Genomic DNA, 20339 nt, shown 5'->3' with positions numbered 1-20339 from the left:
AGGGAGAAGAAACATGAACTGGTCCAAATCGATGCTGTTTGCCTCGGCGGCGGTGCTTGCTCTGAGCGCCGCCGCGGCACACACCGAAAACATGCCGAAGCGCATCGGCTACGTCACCAACTACGCCACGCATGAGTGGTATCAGAACGTCATCAAGGGCATGCAGTCCCGCGCCAAGGAACTCGGTATCGAGCTCGAGGTGCAGGACGCCAATCTGGACGTTGCCAAGGAGGTCTCCGCCGCCGAAGATTTCATGGCCAAGGGCGTCGACGTCCTGATCATCACGCCCGTCAACGAGGAAGGCGTCGTGCCGCTGCTGCGCCAGGCGAAATCCAACAACGTTCCGGTCGTGCTCGAAGGCAATCCGGTCAAGGGCATGACCACAATGGTCGCAATCTGCGACTACGACACCGGCTACACCGCCGGCGTCGAAGCCGGCAAATACGCCAAGGAAAAGCTCGAAGCCAAAGCCAAGGTGATGAATGTCGGCCTGCCGCTGCTGTCCGCCACCGTGCTGCGGTCGCAGGGTTTCATGGATGGCCTCAAGACCATCATCCCCGACGCGGTCATGGTCCACGACCTCGACGGCGGCGGCAATCCCGATCGCGCACTCGAAGTCTCTTCGGCGGCTCTTGCCAAGAACGCCGACATCAACATCATCTACGGCATCAACGATTCCTCCTCGCTCGGCGGCCTTCAAGCCTGGAAAGCGGCCGGCAAGTCGCAGGACGGCCTCTTGACTGTCGGCACCGGCGGCGAAGGCCTCGCCTTCATCAATGCGATGCAGAACGAGCCGTCCTACCGCATCGAGGCCGCGATGTTCCCGGAAAAGGAAGGCTACACCGCCATCGATGCAGCGGTTAAGCTCTTCAATGGCGAAGAGGTGCCGGAACACATTGTCAGCCCGACCGCGCCGATGAACGGCGACGACTGGAAGAAGTTCTACGACTACGATGGCACCACACGCAAAATCAAATGGGATGCCGTCAATGCGCTTCAGCCACCGGAAAAATGCATGAAAACTTCCGCCGATCTGAAGAAGTAAGGATTCCGGGTAGCCCTTCCCGCACGGCGGGAAGGGCGGCGGATCGGATATGCCGAACGGCAAAACAGGGCAACCGTCCTGTTTTGGCCGGCAGGTTCGAAACCGCGACGGCACCCGATGGCCCGGAAATGAAATGGACATGAGCGAGCTTACGCAATCCTCTGCGCCAAGGCGTTTCATCGGCGGACAGCTGCTGGGCAGCAGCCAGCTGGTGCTCGGCGTGATCCTGGCCGTGCTCTGCATCGCCATTTCGATTGCCGCGCCGCAATTCTATTCCGAGGCCAACATCATCGCCATCCTGCGCCAATGCGCGCTGGTGCTGATCGTTGCCTCCGGCATGACGATGCTGATCATCACTGCGGAAGTCGACCTGTCGGTCGGTGCGTCGCTGGCTTTTGTCGGCTGCATCGGCATGGCCGTGCTCAATTCAACGCACAGCCTGACGCTCGGGCTGCTGGCGGCGCTCGCCTTTTCAGGCGCGGTCGGCCTGTTCAACGGCCTCGTCGTCACCAGGCTCAAGGTGAACTCGCTGATTGCCACCATCGGCACCATGATGATGCTGCAGGGCGGCGTTTACCTGTTCACCCGCGAGGCGGTGCAGAACCACCACCGGCTTGCCGGCTTCACCGATCTCGGCGCTGGCTATATGGGCGCGATCCCGCTGCCCGTGGTCGTTGCCGCGCTGATTTTCGCGCTGGCCGCGGCAACGCTGTGCTTCACCACGCTCGGCCGTTATCTCTACGCTGTCGGCGCCAACGAGCGCGCGGTTCGTCTCTCCGGCGTGCGCTCGCAACGGCTGAAACTGTTCGCCTTCGTCGTCACCGGCCTGTGCGTCGGCGTCGCCGGCATGATCCTGTCGTCGCTGATGAATGCCGGCCAGCCGACCGCCGGCCGCGGCTTCGAGCTGACGGTGATTGCCGCCGTCATCCTCGGCGGCACCAGCCTACTTGGCGGTCGCGGCTCGCTGCTCGGCACATTGCTTGGAGTGCTCGTGCTGAAGGTCATCGACAACGGCATCATCATCCTCGGCTGGAACCAGGACCTGCAGATGGTGGTGCCCGGCATCGTCATCATCCTGGCGACCTATCTCGACATCGTGCGGAACAGAGCCAATGTCGGTTGATTTCCTTCACCCCGGCGAAACCGTGGCTGTCGACAAAAGCGTGCCGGCGCTGGAGATGCGCGGCATCGGCAAGCGTTTTCCCGGCGTGGTGGCGCTGGACAATGTCGATCTGACCTTGGAACCCGGCAAAATCCATGCCCTGATGGGCGAGAACGGCGCCGGCAAGTCGACGCTGATCAAGATCATGGCCGGGGTCTACGGCAAGGATGCCGGCACCATCCGCCTGCGCGGCCGCGAGGCCGACATCAGGTCGCCGCGCGATAGCCTGAAAGAGGGCATCAAGGTGGTGTTCCAGGAGATCGCGCTGATCGCCGAATTCAGCGTCGCCGAAAACATCTTCCTCGAAGGCTATCCGACCGGCAAAGGCGGCTCGATCGACTGGAAGAAGATCCGTGCCGATGCGGCCGCTCTGTTCAAGCGTATCGGCTTCAACGTCGACCCGGCGGCGCGCACGGGATCGCTGCCGGTCAGCCAGCAGCAGATGGTCGAGATCGCCCGCGCACTCGCCCATGAGGCCCGCGTCGTGGTGATGGACGAGCCGACCTCCTCGCTGACGCCGAACGAGGTCTCGCTGCTGTTCACCGTCATCCGCCGGCTGGCCGCGCTCGGCATCGCGGTGCTTTATGTCAGCCACAAGCTCGATGAGGTCTTCGAGATCGCCGACACCGTGACCGTGCTGCGCGACGGCCGCCACGTCTCGACCAGGCCGATCGGCCAACACACCAGCGACACGCTGATCCAGGACATGATCGGCCGGCGCATCGAAAACCTGTTCCCGCGCAAGCGCGGCGCGCCGGGCAGCAAGGTCGCGCTTTCCGTTGAAGGGCTCAGCACCGCCAAGAAGCTGAAGGATGTGTCGTTCGAGGCGCATGCCGGCGAAGTCCTCGGCTTCTTCGGCCTGATGGGCGCCGGCCGGACCGAGCTCGCCAAGGCCATCGTCGGCTACGACCCGATCACTTCCGGCGCCATTTCGGTCGATGGCAGCCGGCTGCTGCCGCACGAAACGCACACCGGCGTCCGGCTCGGCATCGGCCTGCTCACCGAGGACCGCAAGAGCGAGGGGCTGATGGGCGAGTTGCCGGTCTACCAGAATGCCAGCCTCGCCTCACTCGGCGCCTTCGCCAGAATGGGCTTCGTCGACAAGGTCAGTGAACGCAAGGCGGTGCAGGACTATGTCGACCGTTTCCGCATCCGGACGCCCAGCCTGTTCCAGCAGGTCAAGAATCTGTCCGGCGGCAATCAGCAGAAAGTGCTGATCTCGCGCTGGCTGATGCGCGGTCTCAAGGTGATCGTCGTCGACGAACCGACCCGCGGCATCGACGTCGGCGCCAAGTCGGAGATTTTTGCGCTCATCGACCGGCTCGCCGGCGAAGGCCTGGCGGTCGTCATGATGACGTCCGAAATGCCCGAGCTGCTGGGGCTTGCCGACCGCATCGCGGTGATGTGCGAAGGCCGCCTCACCGCGATCATGCCTCGCGACGAGGCCACGCAGGAGAACATCCTCAATGCGGCAATCGGCTAAGACGATGACGCTTCGCAAAGGGACCAAGCGATGAGCCTGGCAAGCACCGACACCATGAAAGCTGGGCCGTCCATGCTGGCGCGGCTCGTCGCGCGGCAGGAATTGGCATTGCTCCTCTGCCTCATCCTGGTGATCGCGTTCTTTTCCTTCACCGCCGAGAATTTCTTCTCCGTGCGCAACATCACCAATGTGCTCGGTCAGGCTTCGCTGGCGCTGACAGCCGGCATCGGCTGCGCCATCGTCTTCATATCAGGCGAGGTCGACATCTCGATCGGCTCGCTACTGGCGACGATCGCACTGCCGCTGATCATCATCATGAACGACACGAATTCTCTGCTGCTCGGCATCAGCGGCGCGCTGCTGTTCGGGCTGATCATCGGCGTCGTGAATGGCTATCTGACGGCCTATGCCGGCATCAACTCGCTGATCGTGACCCTGGGCACGATGTTCATCATGCGCGGCGGCGTTTATCTCTATACCGGCCAGCGTGCTATTCCAGACGACGCCGCGCTCGACAGCTTCATCGCGCTGTCGGACGGCCGCCTGTTCAACGTCGTTCCCTATTCGGCTGTCATCGCCATCGTCCTGCTCGCCGTCTTCGCCTACGTGATGCAGCACCGGCCGTTCGGGCGGCAGATCTATGCCGTCGGCGGCAATCCGGAAGTGGCACGGCTGGCGGGTTACGACGTGCGCCGCGTCAAGTTCACCTGCTTCATCATCAGCGCGCTGCTGGCGACGGTAGCCGGCATCATCCTGGCAGCCCGCGTCGGTTCGGCGCAGCATACGGCCGGGCTGAATTTCGAGTTCCAGGTCGTCGCCGCCACCGTGCTCGGCGGGGTGAGCCTTGCCGGCGGCATAGGCAGCCTGACCGGCATGGCGCTCGGCGTGCTGATCCTGCAGTTCCTGTCCAACGGGCTGCGCGGTCTCGGCCTGCCGACCGAGTGGCAACTGGTCATCACCGGCATGATCATCATTGTCGCCGTCGCCTTCGACGAAGCAAAGCGCCGGCGCGCCATTGGAGGCTGATATGGATCGTCTCAAAGGGAAAACCGCAATCGTCACTGGCGCCGCCGACGGCATCGGCCACGCGATCAGCGAGGCGATGGCAAGGGAAGGCGCGCACGTCTTCCTCGGCGACATCGCCGACGAGAAGGGTGAAAAATTCGCAGCCGAGCTGCGCGCCGCCGGCCACCGCGCCGACTACATCCATTGCGACGTGGCGGAGGAGGCCGACATCGCCGCCCTGATCGACGCAGCCGTCGGCAAGACCGGTCATCTCGATATTCTCGTCAACAATGCCGCCATCGCCATCGGCGGCATGCCGGTTCACGAAATGAGCGACGAGCAGTGGCACCGGCTGATCGCGGTCAACCTTACCAGCGTGTTCCGCGGCTGCAAATATGCGCTGCCACATATGATCGCGCAGAAATCGGGCTCGATCATCAACATGGCCTCGGCACAAGGGCATATCGGGCTCGACGGCTGGACCGCCTATGCCGGCGCCAAGGGTGCGGTGATGGCGATGACGCGCCAGATGGCGGTCGAGTTCGGCCCGCTCAACATCCGCGTCAACTCGATCTCGCCCGGCACCATCAACACGCCGATGAACGACAAATTGGTCAAGGAGATCGGCGGCAATCTCGCCAAAGCCTGGGTCAAGATGCATCCGCTCGGCCGCATCGGCAAACCGTCCGAGGTGGCCGAAGCCGCCGTCTATCTGGCCTCCGACGCCGCCGGCTTCACCACCGGTACCGACCTGCGCGTCGACGGCGGCCTCACCGCGGCACCCCGCTACGTACCCGACCTGCTTTGACAACCAACGAGACATGAAATGAACAAAGCCCTCGAAGGCGTCCGCATTCTCGATTTCAGCCATCTGCTGCAAGGGCCGTTCGCCACGCAGCTGCTCGGCGACATGGGCGCCGACATCATCAAGATCGAGCGTGCCGGCGCCGGCGACATGTTCCGCGGCATGACCTTCTTCGCCAAATGGGTCGGCGGCTCCGAAAGCCCGAATTTCCTCGCCTGGAACCGCAACAAGCGCTCCATCGCGCTCAACCTGAAAAGTCGCAAGGTGCATGCCATCATCATGGACATGGCTGAGAAGGCCGATGTGGTGGTGCAGAATTTCCGCCCCGGCGTGCTCGCCAGGCTCGGCTATGGCTACGAGGATTTCAGGGCGGTCAATCCCGCCATCATCTATTGCTCGGGTTCCGGCTATGGCGAGGAGGGCCCCTACGTCGAGCGCCCCGGCCAGGACATGCTGATCCAGGGATTGTCCGGGCTGATCTCCAACACCGGCCGCGGCGATCAGGCTCCTGTTCCGGCCGGTGCCGGCCTGGCCGACCAGATCGGCGCCATGAACATGGTCTACGGCATCCTGTCGGCGCTCTACTATCGCGAGAAGACCGGCAAGGGCCAGAAGATCGAGGTCAATCTGCTCGCCGGCATGCTGGCGCATCTCAATCAGGAATATGTCGCCGTGCTCAATCTCGGCGAGGATTTCGTGCGCCCGAAGTCCGGCATCGGCCACCCCGGCATGCAGGCGCCGTTCGGCGTCTATGAAGCGAAGGACGGCGGCTATGTGTCGATCGCCATGAGCCCGTTCAAGACGCTGTATGAAGTGCTGGAGGCGCCGCAGCTTGCTGTCTACGACGATCTGAAGACGCTGTTCGACAGGCGCGACGAGGTGTTCGACAAGGTCAACGCCGAAACCAGGAAGTTTGCCACGCAGGACCTGCTGGCGCGGCTGCTGGCAGCCGACATCTGGTGTGCCGAGGTGAAGGACATAAGGCGCGCAGCCGAGGACCCGCAGGTCAAGCACCTGGGCATGATCACCAGCTACGATCATCCGCGCGGCGGCAAGGTCAGGGTGGTCGCGCCGGCGGTCAAGATGAGCGAGACGCCGGCTACCATAGAGCGGCCGGCACCGCTGGTCGGCCAGCATGGCCGCGAGATACTGGCCGAGTTCGGCCTCTCCAGCGGCGAGATTGCAGCGCTTGAGGCGTCCGGCGATATGACCGTGGATGCTGCCTGACGATGAGCGTTTACCAGACACTCAGCTTGGAAATATCCGGGCGCGTCGCAGTCGTCACCTTCCGGCGCGCCGATCAGCTCAACGCCATGAACCGGCTGATGCAAAGCGAGATCACCGAGGTTTTCGAGGCGCTGTCGCAGGATGACGGCGTCGGCGCGATCGTGGTGACCGGCGAGGGGCGCGGCTTCATGGCCGGCGCCGACATCAAGGAATACGCTGCCCAGACGGCTATCGAGTTCGACGCCTTCCAGGCCGCCGGCACGCGCATGTATGCGGCGGTCGAGAACAACCGCAAGCCGGTCATCGCCGCGGTCAACGGCTTTGCGCTCGGCGGCGGCATGGAGCTGGTGCTGTGCTGCGACATCGTCATCGCCAACCAGTTCGCGAAGCTCGGCCTGCCCGAGATCAAGCTCGGGCTGGTCCCGGGCGGCGGCGGCACGCAGCGCAGCGTCCAGAAGCTCGGCCGCAACCGCTCCAACCTTTTGCTGATGACCGGCGCCATCGTGCCGGCTTCCGAGCTCGCCGCCGGGCTGGTCAACGAGGTCGTCGACGCCGAAAAGCTGATGCCGCGGGCGCTGGAACTCGCCGGCATGATAGCCGCCGAACCGGCTGCCGCGATCGAGGCATTGAAGGCGCTGACGGCGCACGCCGTGTCGGGCGACTTGGCGGAAGGCCTTGCCATGGAGCGCGACGTACTGGGCGGGCTTTATCGTAGCGAGACCGGCCAGCAGCGGGTGAAGGCGTTCGCCGAAAAAAGCGCCGCGCGGCCGAAGGCTGGGCAATGACATCCCTGGTCAAGCAAAACCGGCCGCGCTTCACCGATGTCGAGGGCCTGGCCGCGATGGTCGGCGGCGGCGACGTCTTCGGTGTCGGTGGCCATCATTTTGCCCGGCTGCCGATCGCCTTGTTGCGGGCCATCGCCCGCTTGGGCGTCAAGGATCTTCGCTATGTCTGCTGGGCCGGCGGCCTGCCGCTCGAACTGCTTCTCGAAGCGAATGCCGTGGCGGAGGTTGATATCTGCTTTTCCAGCCTCGATATTTTTGGCTTGCCGCCGCGCTTCCGCGCGGCTGCCGAGACCAATGCCGTGCCGGTCCGCGACTGGACGGCGCTGGCCATGATCCAGGCGCTGCGGGCGGGGCAGCAGAACCTGCCGTCGATGCCGTTTCAGCTTCCGGAGGGTTCGGACATGCTGGCGCGCGTGCCGGGTGCGATCGCCGTGCCCGATCCGATCGCGGGAATCACGACCGGGATCATCCCGGCCTTGCGGCTCGATACGTTCGTCGTCCATGCCCAGCGTGCCGACGAGAGCGGCAATGTCCAGATCATCGGACCACGGGCGCTGGATTTCGCCCTGGCCGGCGCGGCGCGCGAGGTGCTGGTGACGGTCGAGGAGATCGTCCCGGTCGGAGGGCTGCGGCATGATGGTCGGCAGAGCATTTTGACCCGCAACCAGGTGTCGGCGATCGCGCTGGCACCAGGCGGCGCCTATCCCGCCTCCTGCCTGCCATTCTATGTGACGGACTATCAAGCGTTAGCGGAGGCGTTCGCGGCCAAGGAAATACCTTTGTCGGACAGCCTGAGCATGCCTTCGGAAGGCGTGCCGGAGCGGGTTCAAGACGCTGCAAAAGTCGGCGCTGAAACAGTCCTCGCAATGCCCAGGCTCGTGCACGGCAACAAGGAGACGTCCATCGACGAGATCATCGCCGCCCGCATCGCCGCTGAGCTCGACAATGAGAGCTTTGCCAGTGCCGGCGCGGTGTCGCCGCTCGCCAATGTCGCCTACCGGCTGGCCAAAGCGACGCACGCGCCGGACATGATCATCGCCACCATGAGTTGCGGCCATCTCGACATAGCACCGAGCCGGATGATCCTGTCGCTGATCGAAAGCCTCGATTGCGAAACGGCGGTGGCGCATGCCGGCGGCGACGACACCTATTCGACCTACTATCAGGCCGGCGCGGTGACGCATGAGATCGTCGGTGCCGCGCAGGTCGACCGCCGTGGGCGCGTCAACACCATTGCGCTGCGCAAGTGTGACGGCAGCCTTATCCGGCTGCCCGGGCAAGGCGGCATGGCCGACGTCGCCAACATGCATCGCGATTATCTGCTCTACGTCCCCCGCCATTCCGTGCAGTCGCTGGTCGAGACGGTCGAGATTGCCAGCTCGGCGCGCGGCCTGTTGACTGAGGCCGAACGCGAGCCGATGGGCTATCGGACCGGCGCGGCATTGGTGTTCACCGACCTTTGCGTGTTTCGGCTCGACGGGGAGAGCCGGCAATTGGCCGTCATCGAGACCATGCCGTGCGTGACGCGCCAGCAGCTCCAGGATGCCACCGGCTTTGCCCTGACATTCGATGCCGATTGCCACGAAGTTGCGCTACCCTCAAACGAGACGCTCGACATCCTGCGAAACCGCATCGACCCGCTCGGCCTGCGGCGCCTCGAATTCGTCAGCGCCAGGGAGCGCAGCGCCCTGATCGCCGAGATCCTGGCCACCGACCGGCGGATGGTCGAGCGCTGCATCGCCGCACAGCGGTCGCATACTGCACCGGATTGAAGGGGGGCGGCGCATGGCAAAGCCGTTGCTCGAAATGTCGGCCGCGAGGGTCTTCTTCGATGGCATCTTCACCAGCCCGCGCATCGCCCATCCGGAAGGCGTGGCCATCCATCGCGACGGCTCGATCTGGTGCGGCACCGAAACCGGCGACCTGCTGCGCTTGGCCGCCGATGGCGGCTCGGTCGAACGCATGGGCGGTACGGAGGGCTTTCTGCTCGGCATCGCCTTCGATAGCGCGGGAAACTGTTTTGCATGCGATTTGAGACATTCGGCGATCTTTCGCTGGGATGCCGCGACGGCTGGTATGCAGCGCTTCGCCTCGGCCGGCATCCGCGTGCCGAACTATCCGATCGTCGACGAGACACGCGGCTGGCTCTACGTGTCGGACAGCCTCGGCGAAGACAACCGCTCCGGCATTTTTCGCTACGATTTGAAGACCGGCGAAGGCGGCCTGTGGTGCAGCGAGACCATGGCCTTCGCCAACGGCATGGCGATGGCGCCGGGTGGCGATGGGCTTTACGTCGTGGAAAGCCATGCGGCCTGCCTCAGCTATGTGCCGATCCGTGCCGACGGCACGGCAGGACCTCGCCAGCTCGTCGTGGACGGCGTGAGCAACGTTCCCGATGGCGTCGCCTTGGCGCCGGACGGGTCGCTGTTCATCTCATGCTACGAGCCCAGCCGTATCTATCGCTGGCGAAAGGATAGCGGGCTCGAGGTGCTGATCGAGGATCCGGCGGCAACGACGCTCGCCCACCCAACCAACATTGCCTTCAAGGGCGACAAGCTCTACACCGCAAATCTCGGCCGCTGGCACATCACCGAAATCGACTTGACGGCGATTTCCTAGATCGGGCCGAACCGGGCGGCGCTGCCCTATCCCAGCCGCCCGTGACTCGATCGGATGCGCAACACCTGCACCCGCGACGGCAGCTCGATCAGGAACTCTTCGTCCCGCTCGAGATGGTGGATCCTCGTCGGATCGCCGCCGGTGAGCGCCGCCATCGCCTCGACGTTTTCCCAATAGGAGATCGTCACGAATTCCGAATGGGTCGGCGTGTCCTCGCGAAAGGTCTGCACGCCAAGCGCCTTCTCGATCAGCGGCTTGATGCCGGCCTCGTAATTGTAACTCTCATAGGCGTCTGCCTTTTCAGGCACGGTTCTGCCGCGCCAGATACGAGCGATGGTCGGGGTTTTCTCCGTAGCTTTCTCTGTCATGGTCAACGAATTCCTGCTGGTCTGAGTGGTCCGCGGCATTCGGCAAGGCCAGCCAAGGAATGCATCTCCCCGGCTGGCAGCCTGGTATCCATTTGCCGGCGACTTTTTATCCTCCCCGGCCGACGAGCTCGCGCTGCCCCAGACAGGCCTCCTTGCCGACCGGTAGGAGACCTACTCCTGATCCTCGGCGCCTCCTCCGTGGAAGAAGGACCGGATTTCCTGCATGTCGACGCTACCGTCACCGTCCTCATCGACGGCGTTGAATATTCGCCCGACGAAATCCTGGACTTCGCTTTGAGAAAGCGCGCCATCGCCGTCCGCATCTACTATGGCGAACATCATTCGCATCTTCGCGCCATGCATCCCGCGTGGAATGCCGCCGCGCCCTCCCATCTCCCACCCTCGCTCAGGTGGGCCCATCCTGTAGTCGCGATGCCAGCGGTCGGGACCTGGCCGTTCCGCCCGGGGCCCGCGATCCTCCTGCATTCTCTCCTCCAGCATCTCGGTCATCATCTGGCGCATCATTTCGCGCATGGCATCCTGGCTCTGCCCGCTCATTCCGGGCGACTGTTCGGCGCCACGATCCGGTGCCGACGCGGCCGGCGCAGGTGGGCTCGTCTGGCCGAATGCCGGCGCGGCCAACATGGCCAGCGCCGCGGCAATTACGGTGGTTTTGCTTGCGAGCGTCATCGTATTCTCCATCGGTATGAATTGTAGCCGAATATGTCTGCATCCAAGCCAAACCGGCTGCTCGCCTCATGGTTCCTGGGCAGTCGGCACGACGGCGGAAAAGTCCGCCCGATCGCGGCAACGAAAGCCGCTTGCCCACGTTGCCATTGATGCGAAGCTCCACCAGGAGGAAAAAATGGCTGACGATAAGAGCAAGCGGGATTTCCGCGAGCGCGATCGCGTTTCTGCGGAAGACGAACGTCAAGTCGAGTATTTTGCCCAACAGAACGGCGTCACGGCCGACCAGGTCCGCCAGCTGATCAAGAGCTTCGGCAATGATCGCGGGCGCCTGACCGAAGCCGCGAAGGCGTTGCGAGGGATTTCACCTGCCGGAGCCGACGAGGTGACCAGGGAAGCCCGCCAACAGAGAACGCCTATGCATCTCGGCAAACCCGACGAGTGATGCCAGGCAGCTACTCTGCCGCTGCCGCAGCGTCAGAACTTGCGGCTCAAATAGTCCGAGCCGCGCAAGCCGAACCGCCACTCGGCATCGACAGCCTTGGAAATGCCGATCCGGCGGCCTGTCAGAACGGCGCCGGTTTCGCTCGGCGGCCTGAATTCGAATGGCGGCAGGTCCAGGGGCAGCCCGTCATAAGATTTGTCGATAGCCAGCGCCTGGCAAAGGCGGCCCGGTCCCGAGCAAAGCAGCCGGGGATCGTCAACGCCGCGATTGGCCCGCATCACCTCCAGCCCGGATTGCGGTTCGATTGCGCGGACAAGCACGGCACTGCCGGGCAGGCAGACGGCATTGAGACACCAGTGCAGGCCATAGGAGCGATAGACATACGCGCTGCCCGGGGCACCGAACATTGCGCCGTTGCGCACCGTCCTGCCACCGAAAGCATGCGAAGCCGGGTCATCCGGGCGATAGGCCTCGGTCTCGACGATGACGCCGCCAACGCCGTGCACAAGCAGCGTGGCGCCGATCATGTCGCGCGCTACGATGGTGGCGTCTCGGGCAAAGAATTGATGGTTCGTAGCCAACGTGCACCGGACTGATCGCGCCTGGACCTGGCGCGACAACAAATTCTCGGACCGGAAGCAAAATGTCCAGCCACTGCGCCGCGGGTCTGGAACGGCTGTATTCAGCGCAGCATGGCCGCGCCGATGAAAACCGCCGCGGCCAGCACGACGATGGCGGCAATCACCAGCACCGGCCAATATCTGCTCGGTTGGACGTCGGGCTCATCCGTCAGCGGGCGCATCGCATTGGCATAGCTCGCCTGGTTGCTAAACTTCGGCGTTTCATGGCGCGCGGCAGGGCTCTTCGGCGGAGCATTGCCGGCTGATTCAGCGTCGGTCTCCATGGGAGCCGCAGCCGGATCGATGCCCGGGGTCTTGTCCCCTTCGCGCCCGGCGTCGATATCGCCCCGCGCCTGAGCCGGGCTTCGCCCAAGAGGTGCTGCGTCGGTCATCGTCGAGGTCCTTTCAGAGCATCGGCGTCAAGCATTCTAACCTGCGTCTCATTTCAAAGTTCCCCCGTTTCAAAATTCCCCGGTTCAAAGTTCCCCCGTTTCAAAGTGCCAACGAGCGGAAACCGCCTGGGCCTGCTTCCAGGAACAACCTGCGATCGAGCGGGTTGAGCAAGCATCGGGAGAGCAACATGGACTTGGTGCGCCACGCGCCCAGATCGGCAGTTCGAAACAGGCTCCAGCGCATGATCTACTTCACCGCCGACACGCATTTCAGCGACCCGCGCATTTTGCGCGTCGATCGCCGCCCGTTCGGCTCGCTGGCGGAACATGACCGGTCGCTCATTGCGTTCTGGAACGAGACTGTCGGGCCGGACGACGAGGTCTGGCATCTCGGCGATTTTGCCTGGGGATCGGCCGCGTTCGTGTCGTCGCTTCTGGCGTCTCTTCATGGCAGCAAGCATTTGATCATCGGCAACAACGATGCTGCGGCCACCATCGAGGCCACAGGTTGGGCGAGCACGCAGCACTACAAGGAGCTGGCGCTCGACGGCAGTCTGCTGATCCTTTGCCACTACCCTTTTCGCACCTGGAACCAGATCGGCAGGAAATCGATCGACCTGCATGGCCATTCCCACGGCCGGCTGACCCCGGTCACGCGCCAGTATGACGTCGGCGTCGACAGCTGGGATTTTCGTCCGGTCACGCTGACCACCATCCTTGCCAGCCGCGGCCGAAGGGCGGCGCGGCAAAGCCGTCAAAAAGTCGAGTGATCGAAAGTGCCGGCCGTGCGTTGAGGAATTTCAACGCCAGGGAGCACGCCGTGAACAGACGTGAACTGATCGATGCCGACGGCGGCAATCATGCCGCAAAACCCATTCCGCGCGCCGCATTCGATAGCACCTTGGCCCTGCTGCACGAAGGCTATGACTTCATTTCGGCCCGCTGCCGGCGCATGAACACCGACATCTTTGCCACGCGCCTGATGCTGCGGCCGGCAATCTGCGTCCGCGGTGCCGAGGCTGCCGAGATGTTTTATGGCGGCGACCACTTCACCCGAATTGGCGCGATGCCGCAGACCACGCTGCGGCTGCTGCAGGACAAGGGCAGCGTGCAGGCGCTCGACGGCGCCGCTCACCGCCACCGCAAGGCGCTTTTCCTGTCGATCCTGTTGGATGGTGACCAGATCGAGCGGCTCCGCGCAACCTTCCATCGCGCCTGGCTCGACCGACTGGAAGACTGGCAACGGCGCGACGAGATCGTCCTGTTCGACGCCGTAAACCTCGTCCTGACCCAGGCGGCAGCGGATTGGGCCGGCATCCCCGCCGACAACGATCGCGCCGAACTCTGCCGCGAGCTCAGCGGCATGATCGAGAACGCCGGCGGCATCGGGCCGTCGACCATGCTGGCGCTGTGGCGGCGACGCCGGACCGAACGCACTATCGGCGAGCTTGTACGGCGCGTTCGAAGCGGCGCGCTTGATTTGCCGGCAAACAGCCCGGTCCGCCTGGTCAGCGAACATGTCGATGCCGAGGGAATGCCGCTCGATGTTGCCAGTGCCGCGGTCGAAATCATCAACATTATCCGTCCAATCGTCGCCATCGGCCGCTTCATCATGTTTGCGGCGCTGGCGCTTCACCAGCACCGCCAATGGTATGACAAGTTCGCCGCCGGCGATGACGACGGGCTGGAAGCCTTCGCCGAGGAGATTCGCCGGCTCTACCCGTTCTTCCCGTTCATCGGCGGCCGCGCCCGCCACCCCTTCGAATGGAAGGGCTACCGTTTCCACCAAGGCGACTGGGTCCTGCTCGACCTGCACGGCACCAACCATGATCCGCGCCTGTTTGTGGAGCCGGACCGATTTATCCCGGAGCGCGGCTTGAGCTGGAAAACCCACGGCTTCGACTTCATCCCGCATGGCGGCGGAGATCCAGCGACTACCCATCGCTGCCCCGGAGAAGCCGTCACCGTCGCGCTGATCATGGAAGCGGTTCGCCTGCTGACGCGGTCGATGGCCTACCAGGTGCCTGATCAGGATATGACCGTCTCGCTTGCCCGCATGCCGGCGCGGCCGAAATCCGGGTTCAGGATAGATAATGTGCGGCGAAAACCCGGCTGAAAGGCTGCCGGTCGAACCGGAACCTCTGCGGAGCTGAGGCGTTCGAAAATTGCAAGGCGTAAAGGCAAACGCAATGGCTCAGAAGATCACGACAGGGCCGAACGACCGGCCGCGCAATGAAACCATCGGCCAATCCGGCGAAGGCCTGCCGGACGACAGCAGCAGGTCGCTCGAGGTCGACGAAGGCTGGGTCGCCCGGCTGAGAAACAAGCTGCAGGGCAACCCCCGGCAAGCCGCTCAGACCAACACGGACGAAGTCCCCGCAGGCACTCCAGGCGCTGGCGAGAATATTTGCCGCCGCTGTGCAGGGTCAGGCATGATCGACGGCCGCACCTGCCCCGAATGCGGCGGAACCGGCAAGGTGATGACGCCGATAGGCGGAGGCTGAGCAATTCCAGGAAAAGTGTGAAGCGGTTTTCCGTCCGATATCTGCGTCAAACAATAAGATGGACCGGTTCTGCGTTTCCGCGGAACGATGAACCGTCCAGCGCCGGTCAGATAGCCGGCACCCACTTCCAGAACACGCCCTCCTTGCGGTCGGGGTAGTGCTTGAACTCGCATTCGAAGCGCCAGCCATAGTTCTTGGCGGTGGCAAGCGCCTCCTTGCTGACCGGGTTCATGCCGGTTCCCGGCGCAAACCAGTCCTCCAGCAAGTCGTCGGGGATATAGGCGCCGATCCTCAAAGGCAGCTTTTCGAGGACGACATCCATTTCAGGTGGTGCAGGCACGGGGGCGCTCCTTTGAAACCTACCCGCGAAGAAGCCGTTTAACGCCAAGCGGGTTCATTCTTCTGTTCATAGTCCTGGAACGCCTTCTGGAGACCGCCGATCACCTCGGCGGACGTCTCGAACATCGCCTTCAGCTGCGGCTCATCGACCTTCTCGATGTCCTCGCGAAGGTGCTGCTTCACCTCCTCCAACTTTTTCTGCATTTTCTGCGTGTGGTGGCGCGGATCGCGGTCGGCAGCGCTAGTCATGATCAATCTCCAATTTGTGGATCTCGGAGAACTCGCCCGGCTCTGAGGATCGACAGGCGGGTTTGCAGCGTAAACGGCTTGCCGATAGCTGTGGTTCCCGACTGCGGATGCGGTCTTCGCGCGCCCAACGCGCTGTTCCTGGGTTCAACCGCCCGGTAGCAAGTCCGAAGGGCGCTTGCCGCGAATTCAAGACGCAAGCAGTGGCAGACGAGCATCGACCTATAGCCTACGCCTCGTCCGCGATCCATTCGAGCGAGGCGCCATGCGGGTCAGTCCAAGCTACAGGGGAGCCGTTCGCAGATAGGAGGAAGCGGCCAGGCGGCCAGCTTGTTCCGGCGCGTGTGGCGATGGACGGGAAGACACGAGGGAACTCGTTCGATACCCAATAAGGCGCGAGACGCATCGCCTGCTCGGCGAAAGCTTCTCTGTCACCAAGGTCGGAGACATAGTCGAGGACGGCTGTGTGAAAGATGACGAGTGTAGCGTCATTTGGCGCTTCGTTGCAGAGTTGCACGAGGTCGCTCCCGCGCAGGTCGCCCTTCACCACCCGAGGCTTGACTGTGGCAGCTATCTTTAGGGCCGCCCGGAGATTGGCAAGCCGTGCTGTCTGTTCCGGCCAGACCAGTGTCTCAAGCCATGCGACTTGCGAGTCGTCCGAAGCATCTATCGGGCTCAGGTCCAATCCCGCCCGCCAGACGACTTGCGGCAAGGCCGTCGGCAATGGCGTTGTTTCGCTGGCGAGGCATCGGAAAACAGGCGGCTCCAAGGCCATCGCAGGTGCGCGGATCGCCTTGCGTCCGTAGTCATAGCCGTAGAGGTCGGGCATGAGGCAGAGCCCTGCGGAGGTCCCGACCTCGATGAGGGCCAGCGGCTGCGGCAAACGCGCCAGGACGGGGAGCAGGGTGGCGCATCTTCCCGGCTCGTTGGTTTGCGTTGAGCGCTCGAGCATGAGCGAGCGGATAGCGTCGGGATTAGCCTGAAGCGCCTGGCGAAGCTCGGTCCACCCTGTCGGCGTGCCGAACAGGTGACGCACCGCTGCAAGTAGAAGGTTCGGTTGCCGCTTTAGGTCCGGAAGAGTCGACAGGAAACCGAGCGCCTCCCGATCCCCAGCGACTGCCCGAGCCAACTCCTCGTAGAGCGGCGAGCGACCGCGAGCTTCCGTATCGGCGAAGCGAATATATCGGGCTGAGATCTCGGCCAAGCCCTCCTCGTCCATATCCGCTGATCCTCGGTCCCAACGTCTCATCACAGTACACGATCCACGGATCTGATTGGAGCCAGGCCCGGCGTTTTTACACAGGCTTGACCCCCGCGGACTTTCCCGCGGTCGCCTGCTTAACCGTTGCGCTAGGAGGCTGTGCGCAATCCAAAATCTGGGGAACTGGTGTCTCGCCCAGGGGCGCGGTCCACCATGTCTCCGGTATAAACCGCGACCCATGTGTCCGGGTTGGACAATTTGAGATTTGGCGCACCCGACAGGATTCGAACCTGTGACCTCTGCCTTCGGAGGGCAGCGCTCTATCCAGCTGAGCTACGGGTGCCTTCAGGATCGGTGATCCCAAAAACGAACCAGCCGGTAAACCGGCCAGCCACGGCTTCTTAGCGGAAGCAGGCGCCGGCTTCAACGGGCAATCGCCAGCGGGCTCAAGTTGCCGTAGCAGTCCGGAGGAGACAGACATCGTCCCGTCCGGCGCCACCGCCTGCTCATTCTGTCACGGTAAGCACTGCCTTGCCGCTGATGCTGCGCTGCCGCAGCGCGTCGAGGGCTTGGCCGACGTCCCGCCACGGCACGGTCAGGACCACACGCGTTTCGAGCCGGCCGGCTGCGATCAGCGCGAGCAGCGAGGCGATGTCAGCGCCAACCTCCGGACCGGAGGCGTAGTAGGCGAAGGTCTGCAGCCGAGCGCCTTCGTGCCCCGGAACGAACTGGCGGAAGCCGATGGGCGTGAGTTCGCCGCTGCTCGAGCCGAACATGACGACTGTCCCGCCGGGCGCGATCCGTTCGATCGCGTGGGCGAGGCTATCGCCGCCCACCGATTCGGTGATCAGCGAGAACAGTCCTTCGGCCAGCTCGATCGTTTCGACGACCCGCTCGGCTCCGAGACCGCGGAGATCGTCGGCATGCCGCTCAGCGGCGACGGCCACCACCGACGCGTCCTGCTGGCGGGCGATCTGGATCTGGAAACGGCCGACCGCCCCGCTTGCGCCGGTAATCAGGACCCGCTGGCCGGCCAGGTCACCGCCGAGGCGCAGGGTCCGCAGCGCGGTCGTACCCGCGACCGGAACAGTGGCGGCGGAGACGAAGCTGACGTCGTCCGGCAGGACGGCGAGGTGGTCGGTCGGAACGGCGACCCGTTCGGCCCACCCGGCCTCGTCGACCAGAGCCGCAACCCGGGCGCCGACCGCCGGCCCGGAGCCGTCGGCCGCGGCGCGCTCGACAATTCCGGCGACGTCCTGGCCAGGCACCCAGCCGTTCGGACGGATGTTGAGCAGGCGCAGTTCACCGCGGTTCAGCGAGACTGCCCGGACCGAGACCAGCGCCTCATGCGGGGCGGGCTCGGGCTCACCAAGCTCGGCGAGCCGCAACCCGGTGGCGCTGTCGGAAGATGTGACCAAGGCGAGCATCGGTATCGTCCCTTCTTGCTGCGTGGCGGACGCCAGCCTGTTTTCGTGCGCCGGGCTTGTTGGTCCGACGTTCAGAACGCAAGCAGGGCATGACTGGAAGCCCGCCTGTCGGCTTCTGAGTAGCTCATCCCTAAACTATCGACTTTCCTGTGTGAGTAATTTAGATATCTTGGCAGTCGATCGCTAAAATCAGTCAATATGAGGCAGCCTCTCCGCTACCCCTGGCCTTTCGATCCGGATGATGTCCTCGCCCCGGCAATCGCCGTGCGCGTTGACGTTACCGAAACCAGGGCGGAGGTGCCGGACCACCACCACCGCAAAGGGCAACTCGTCTTCGCGCTGGGCGGTGGCGTCACATGTCGCGTCCCCAGCGGCCTGTGGATGGTGCCGCCGCATTGCGCGGTGTGGATTCCCGGCGACATGGAGCACAGCAATATCGCGACCGCCAATGCCCGGATTTTCTTCGTCTATATCGAACCGGGAGCTACCGACCTGCCGGACCGGTGCTGCACGCTTTCGATCACGCCGTTGCTGCGCGAGCTCATCATAGAGCTGACGGATCGCGTTGAGGACGATGACGCGAGGGGCGAGCTCCTGACCAGCGTACTGCTATCCGAACTGCCGCGCATGCCTGTCCAGCAGCTGCATTTGCCGATCTCGTCCGAGCCGCGCTTGAGGCGCATCGCCGCGGCGTTGGCGCAAGATCCTGCCGATCGCAGCACGCTGGCGGAATGGGCCAGTCGCGTCGCGCTCAGCGAGAGCAGTCTCGCACGTCTCGTGGTGAAAGAGACAGGACTGACCTTCGGGCGCTGGCGCCAGCAACTGCACCTGATCGTCGCAATGCGCGAGCTGGCCTCCGGCGCCAGCGTGCAGCAGGTTTCGGCCGATCTCGGTTACGAATCGGTCACCGCCTTCATCACCATGTTCAAGAAAGCGCTTGGCAAGCCGCCGGCAAAGTATCTCAGCAGTGTCGCGCAAAACGGCGGCTCTGCGTTTGTCGCCTGAACCCGCACGCGGTCAACACTCGGACTTCAACTGTCACTGCTCCTCGGCATACAGCAGCCGCGTCTTTGCCTCCGAGGTCGGCAACAGGCTGCGCTGGATCAGCGCCTCGACGTGGTCGTTGCGCTGGCGCGCGCTGTCGGCGCCCATTACCACGATGATCAGCCTGTGCCCGTCTGCATTATAGGAGGTGACGATGTTGAAGCCCGAAGCTCTGATGTAGCCGGTCTTGATGCCGTCGACGCCGCGCACCCGGCCGAGCATGTCGTTGTGGCCGCGCACCAGCCTGCCGCGGAACATGAAGTCGCTTTCGGAGAAATAGTGGAAATGCTGCAGGAAGCGGGCGTGCAGCGCCATGCCGAGCACCGCCATGTCGCGCGCGGTCGTGTGCTGGTCGCCGTCCGGCAGGCCCGAGGCGTTGCGGAACACGGTGCTGCTCATGCCGATCTGGCGCGCCTTGGCGGTCATCATGCCGGCGAACGCCTCTTCGCTGCCGCCGAGATATTCGGCAACGGCGACCGCCACGTCATTGGCCGATTTGACGATGATGGCGCGGATCGCCGAATCGACGTCGATGGTCTCGCCGCGCCTGAACCGCAGCTTGGTCGGCGGCTGCCGGGCGGCGTTGTCCGACACCGGAATTTGCGTCTCCTTGCTGATGCGGCCAGAATCCAGCGCCTCGAACAGAAGGTAGAGCGTCATCATCTTGGTCAACGACGCCGGATAACGCGGCGCCGTCGAATTGACCTCGAACAGCGTCTTGCCGGTGCCGGCATCGATGACCATGGCGGCATATTTCTGCGGCGGCGCCGGTACCGCCAGCACGCTGTCGGGCGGCGTGACAGTCGTGCAGCCGGCAGCAAACAGCAGCAGCGCCAGCACACCGACGCATTTGTGGACGGACGAAAAGAACCGGAAGGCGGACAAGTCAGTTCCGAAGGCAGGCTGTTTCTGAGACGACGCGAAGCTATCTTAAC

The 20339-nt window shown here is 63.8% G+C and carries 23 protein-coding genes and 1 tRNA gene; 14 read left to right on the top strand and 10 right to left on the bottom strand.

Annotated features, from left to right (window positions below; translation table 11 throughout):
- Positions 1–13 precede the first annotated feature (13 nt).
- From NKH33_RS14175 to NKH33_RS14135, 9 genes are all read left to right on the top strand, one after another.
- Positions 14–1045: a sugar ABC transporter substrate-binding protein gene (locus NKH33_RS14175; protein ID WP_352920088.1), complete on the top strand. Its 1032-nt coding sequence runs from the start codon at positions 14–16 to the stop codon at positions 1043–1045.
- Positions 1046–1184: 139 nt separating this feature from the next.
- Positions 1185–2168 carry an ABC transporter permease gene (locus NKH33_RS14170; protein ID WP_352920086.1) on the top strand — a complete coding sequence of 328 codons (984 nt, stop codon included), beginning with the start codon at positions 1185–1187 and terminating at the stop codon, positions 2166–2168.
- Complete coding sequence (locus NKH33_RS14165; protein ID WP_352473032.1) at positions 2158–3690, top strand: sugar ABC transporter ATP-binding protein; 1533 nt, start codon at positions 2158–2160, stop codon at positions 3688–3690. Before NKH33_RS14170 ends, NKH33_RS14165 begins: the two co-directional genes overlap by 11 nt.
- A 30-nt stretch (positions 3691–3720) precedes the next feature.
- Positions 3721–4716, top strand: coding sequence for an ABC transporter permease (locus tag NKH33_RS14160; RefSeq protein ID WP_352920083.1), 996 nt, complete (start codon positions 3721–3723; stop codon positions 4714–4716).
- A 1-nt stretch (position 4717) separates the two neighbouring features.
- Complete coding sequence (locus NKH33_RS14155; RefSeq protein WP_023677038.1) at positions 4718–5503, top strand: SDR family NAD(P)-dependent oxidoreductase; 786 nt, start codon at positions 4718–4720, stop codon at positions 5501–5503.
- Positions 5504–5521: 18 nt separating this feature from the next.
- Complete coding sequence (locus tag NKH33_RS14150; protein ID WP_352769354.1) at positions 5522–6727, top strand: CaiB/BaiF CoA transferase family protein; 1206 nt, start codon at positions 5522–5524, stop codon at positions 6725–6727.
- A gap of 2 nt (positions 6728–6729) precedes the next feature.
- Positions 6730–7512, top strand: coding sequence for an enoyl-CoA hydratase/isomerase family protein (locus NKH33_RS14145; protein WP_352769357.1), 783 nt, complete (start codon positions 6730–6732; stop codon positions 7510–7512).
- Positions 7509–9284: a CoA-transferase gene (locus NKH33_RS14140; RefSeq protein ID WP_352920080.1), complete on the top strand. Its 1776-nt coding sequence runs from the start codon at positions 7509–7511 to the stop codon at positions 9282–9284. Before NKH33_RS14145 ends, NKH33_RS14140 begins: the two co-directional genes overlap by 4 nt.
- A 13-nt stretch (positions 9285–9297) precedes the next feature.
- Positions 9298–10131: an SMP-30/gluconolactonase/LRE family protein gene (locus tag NKH33_RS14135; protein WP_352501148.1), complete on the top strand. Its 834-nt coding sequence runs from the start codon at positions 9298–9300 to the stop codon at positions 10129–10131.
- A gap of 26 nt (positions 10132–10157) precedes the next feature.
- Here NKH33_RS14135 and NKH33_RS14130 read toward each other — a convergent pair whose 3' ends face one another.
- Positions 10158–10499, bottom strand: coding sequence for a hypothetical protein (locus tag NKH33_RS14130; protein WP_352920077.1), 342 nt, complete (start codon positions 10497–10499; stop codon positions 10158–10160).
- A 171-nt stretch (positions 10500–10670) separates the two neighbouring features.
- A complete protein-coding gene (locus tag NKH33_RS14125; RefSeq protein ID WP_352920074.1) occupies positions 10671–11189 on the bottom strand; it encodes an EF-hand domain-containing protein in 519 nt (172 codons plus the stop codon).
- Positions 11190–11364: 175 nt separating this feature from the next.
- On the opposite strand from NKH33_RS14125, the gene NKH33_RS14120 reads away from it, so the two are divergent.
- On the top strand, positions 11365–11631 hold the full coding sequence (locus tag NKH33_RS14120) for a DUF3606 domain-containing protein (RefSeq protein ID WP_352920071.1): 267 nt from the start codon (positions 11365–11367) through the stop codon (positions 11629–11631).
- A gap of 32 nt (positions 11632–11663) precedes the next feature.
- Here NKH33_RS14120 and NKH33_RS14115 read toward each other — a convergent pair whose 3' ends face one another.
- Complete coding sequence (locus tag NKH33_RS14115) at positions 11664–12212, bottom strand: DNA-3-methyladenine glycosylase (protein ID WP_352920068.1); 549 nt, start codon at positions 12210–12212, stop codon at positions 11664–11666.
- Positions 12213–12313: 101 nt separating this feature from the next.
- Complete coding sequence (locus NKH33_RS14110; protein WP_352920065.1) at positions 12314–12643, bottom strand: hypothetical protein; 330 nt, start codon at positions 12641–12643, stop codon at positions 12314–12316.
- Between the two features lie 242 nt (positions 12644–12885).
- On the opposite strand from NKH33_RS14110, the gene NKH33_RS14105 reads away from it, so the two are divergent.
- The 3 genes from NKH33_RS14105 to NKH33_RS14095 all read left to right on the top strand — a co-directional run bounded on the left by NKH33_RS14105 (position 12886) and on the right by NKH33_RS14095 (position 15147).
- A complete protein-coding gene (locus NKH33_RS14105) occupies positions 12886–13413 on the top strand; it encodes a metallophosphoesterase (protein ID WP_352920127.1) in 528 nt (175 codons plus the stop codon).
- A gap of 50 nt (positions 13414–13463) precedes the next feature.
- On the top strand, positions 13464–14759 hold the full coding sequence (locus NKH33_RS14100) for a cytochrome P450 (RefSeq protein WP_352920062.1): 1296 nt from the start codon (positions 13464–13466) through the stop codon (positions 14757–14759).
- Positions 14760–14832: 73 nt separating this feature from the next.
- Positions 14833–15147 (top strand): hypothetical protein, encoded by a 315-nt coding sequence (locus tag NKH33_RS14095; protein ID WP_352920133.1) that lies wholly within the window; start codon positions 14833–14835, stop codon positions 15145–15147.
- Positions 15148–15253: 106 nt separating this feature from the next.
- On the opposite strand, the gene NKH33_RS14090 is transcribed toward NKH33_RS14095, so the two are convergent.
- From NKH33_RS14090 to NKH33_RS14070, 5 genes are all read right to left on the bottom strand, one after another.
- Positions 15254–15487 (bottom strand): hypothetical protein, encoded by a 234-nt coding sequence (locus NKH33_RS14090; RefSeq protein WP_352474765.1) that lies wholly within the window; start codon positions 15485–15487, stop codon positions 15254–15256.
- A gap of 38 nt (positions 15488–15525) precedes the next feature.
- On the bottom strand, positions 15526–15735 hold the full coding sequence (locus tag NKH33_RS14085; protein WP_352474763.1) for a hypothetical protein: 210 nt from the start codon (positions 15733–15735) through the stop codon (positions 15526–15528).
- Between the two features lie 226 nt (positions 15736–15961).
- Positions 15962–16951: a DUF2332 domain-containing protein gene (locus tag NKH33_RS14080; protein WP_352682361.1), complete on the bottom strand. Its 990-nt coding sequence runs from the start codon at positions 16949–16951 to the stop codon at positions 15962–15964.
- A 248-nt stretch (positions 16952–17199) separates the two neighbouring features.
- Positions 17200–17276: transfer RNA gene (locus NKH33_RS14075), tRNA-Arg, on the bottom strand.
- A gap of 163 nt (positions 17277–17439) precedes the next feature.
- Positions 17440–18360 (bottom strand): zinc-binding dehydrogenase, encoded by a 921-nt coding sequence (locus tag NKH33_RS14070; protein WP_352682358.1) that lies wholly within the window; start codon positions 18358–18360, stop codon positions 17440–17442.
- Positions 18361–18558: 198 nt separating this feature from the next.
- Between NKH33_RS14070 and NKH33_RS14065 the strand changes: the two genes are divergently transcribed.
- On the top strand, positions 18559–19365 hold the full coding sequence (locus tag NKH33_RS14065; RefSeq protein ID WP_352920058.1) for an AraC family transcriptional regulator: 807 nt from the start codon (positions 18559–18561) through the stop codon (positions 19363–19365).
- A gap of 33 nt (positions 19366–19398) precedes the next feature.
- On the opposite strand, the gene NKH33_RS14060 is transcribed toward NKH33_RS14065, so the two are convergent.
- Complete coding sequence (locus NKH33_RS14060; protein WP_352920055.1) at positions 19399–20289, bottom strand: D-alanyl-D-alanine carboxypeptidase family protein; 891 nt, start codon at positions 20287–20289, stop codon at positions 19399–19401.
- Positions 20290–20339: the final 50 nt, after the last annotated feature.

The sequence above is a fragment of the Mesorhizobium sp. M1182 genome, assembly GCF_040318335.1.
In the GTDB taxonomy this organism is placed as follows: domain Bacteria; phylum Pseudomonadota; class Alphaproteobacteria; order Rhizobiales; family Rhizobiaceae; genus Mesorhizobium.
Note: the sequence above shows the minus strand (reverse complement) of the source record. Positions and strands in the feature narration are given on the sequence as shown.

Bases quoted from the DNA above. Each gene is read 5' to 3' on its own strand.
- NKH33_RS14175 (WP_352920088.1), top strand. From the start codon at position 14: ATGAACTGGTCCAAATCGATGCTGTTTGCCTCGGCGGCGGTGCTTGCT.
- NKH33_RS14170 (WP_352920086.1), top strand. From the start codon at position 1,185: ATGAGCGAGCTTACGCAATCCTCTGCGCCAAGGCGTTTCATCGGCGGA.
- NKH33_RS14165 (WP_352473032.1), top strand. From the start codon at position 2,158: ATGTCGGTTGATTTCCTTCACCCCGGCGAAACCGTGGCTGTCGACAAA.
- NKH33_RS14160 (WP_352920083.1), top strand. From the start codon at position 3,721: ATGAGCCTGGCAAGCACCGACACCATGAAAGCTGGGCCGTCCATGCTG.
- NKH33_RS14155 (WP_023677038.1), top strand. From the start codon at position 4,718: ATGGATCGTCTCAAAGGGAAAACCGCAATCGTCACTGGCGCCGCCGAC.
- NKH33_RS14150 (WP_352769354.1), top strand. From the start codon at position 5,522: ATGAACAAAGCCCTCGAAGGCGTCCGCATTCTCGATTTCAGCCATCTG.
- NKH33_RS14145 (WP_352769357.1), top strand. From the start codon at position 6,730: ATGAGCGTTTACCAGACACTCAGCTTGGAAATATCCGGGCGCGTCGCA.
- NKH33_RS14140 (WP_352920080.1), top strand. From the start codon at position 7,509: ATGACATCCCTGGTCAAGCAAAACCGGCCGCGCTTCACCGATGTCGAG.
- NKH33_RS14135 (WP_352501148.1), top strand. From the start codon at position 9,298: ATGGCAAAGCCGTTGCTCGAAATGTCGGCCGCGAGGGTCTTCTTCGAT.
- NKH33_RS14130 (WP_352920077.1), bottom strand. From the start codon at position 10,499: ATGACAGAGAAAGCTACGGAGAAAACCCCGACCATCGCTCGTATCTGG.
- NKH33_RS14125 (WP_352920074.1), bottom strand. From the start codon at position 11,189: ATGACGCTCGCAAGCAAAACCACCGTAATTGCCGCGGCGCTGGCCATG.
- NKH33_RS14120 (WP_352920071.1), top strand. From the start codon at position 11,365: ATGGCTGACGATAAGAGCAAGCGGGATTTCCGCGAGCGCGATCGCGTT.
- NKH33_RS14110 (WP_352920065.1), bottom strand. From the start codon at position 12,643: ATGACCGACGCAGCACCTCTTGGGCGAAGCCCGGCTCAGGCGCGGGGC.
- NKH33_RS14105 (WP_352920127.1), top strand. From the start codon at position 12,886: ATGATCTACTTCACCGCCGACACGCATTTCAGCGACCCGCGCATTTTG.
- NKH33_RS14095 (WP_352920133.1), top strand. From the start codon at position 14,833: ATGGCTCAGAAGATCACGACAGGGCCGAACGACCGGCCGCGCAATGAA.
- NKH33_RS14085 (WP_352474763.1), bottom strand. From the start codon at position 15,735: ATGACTAGCGCTGCCGACCGCGATCCGCGCCACCACACGCAGAAAATG.
- NKH33_RS14080 (WP_352682361.1), bottom strand. From the start codon at position 16,951: ATGGACGAGGAGGGCTTGGCCGAGATCTCAGCCCGATATATTCGCTTC.
- NKH33_RS14070 (WP_352682358.1), bottom strand. From the start codon at position 18,360: ATGCTCGCCTTGGTCACATCTTCCGACAGCGCCACCGGGTTGCGGCTC.
- NKH33_RS14065 (WP_352920058.1), top strand. From the start codon at position 18,559: ATGAGGCAGCCTCTCCGCTACCCCTGGCCTTTCGATCCGGATGATGTC.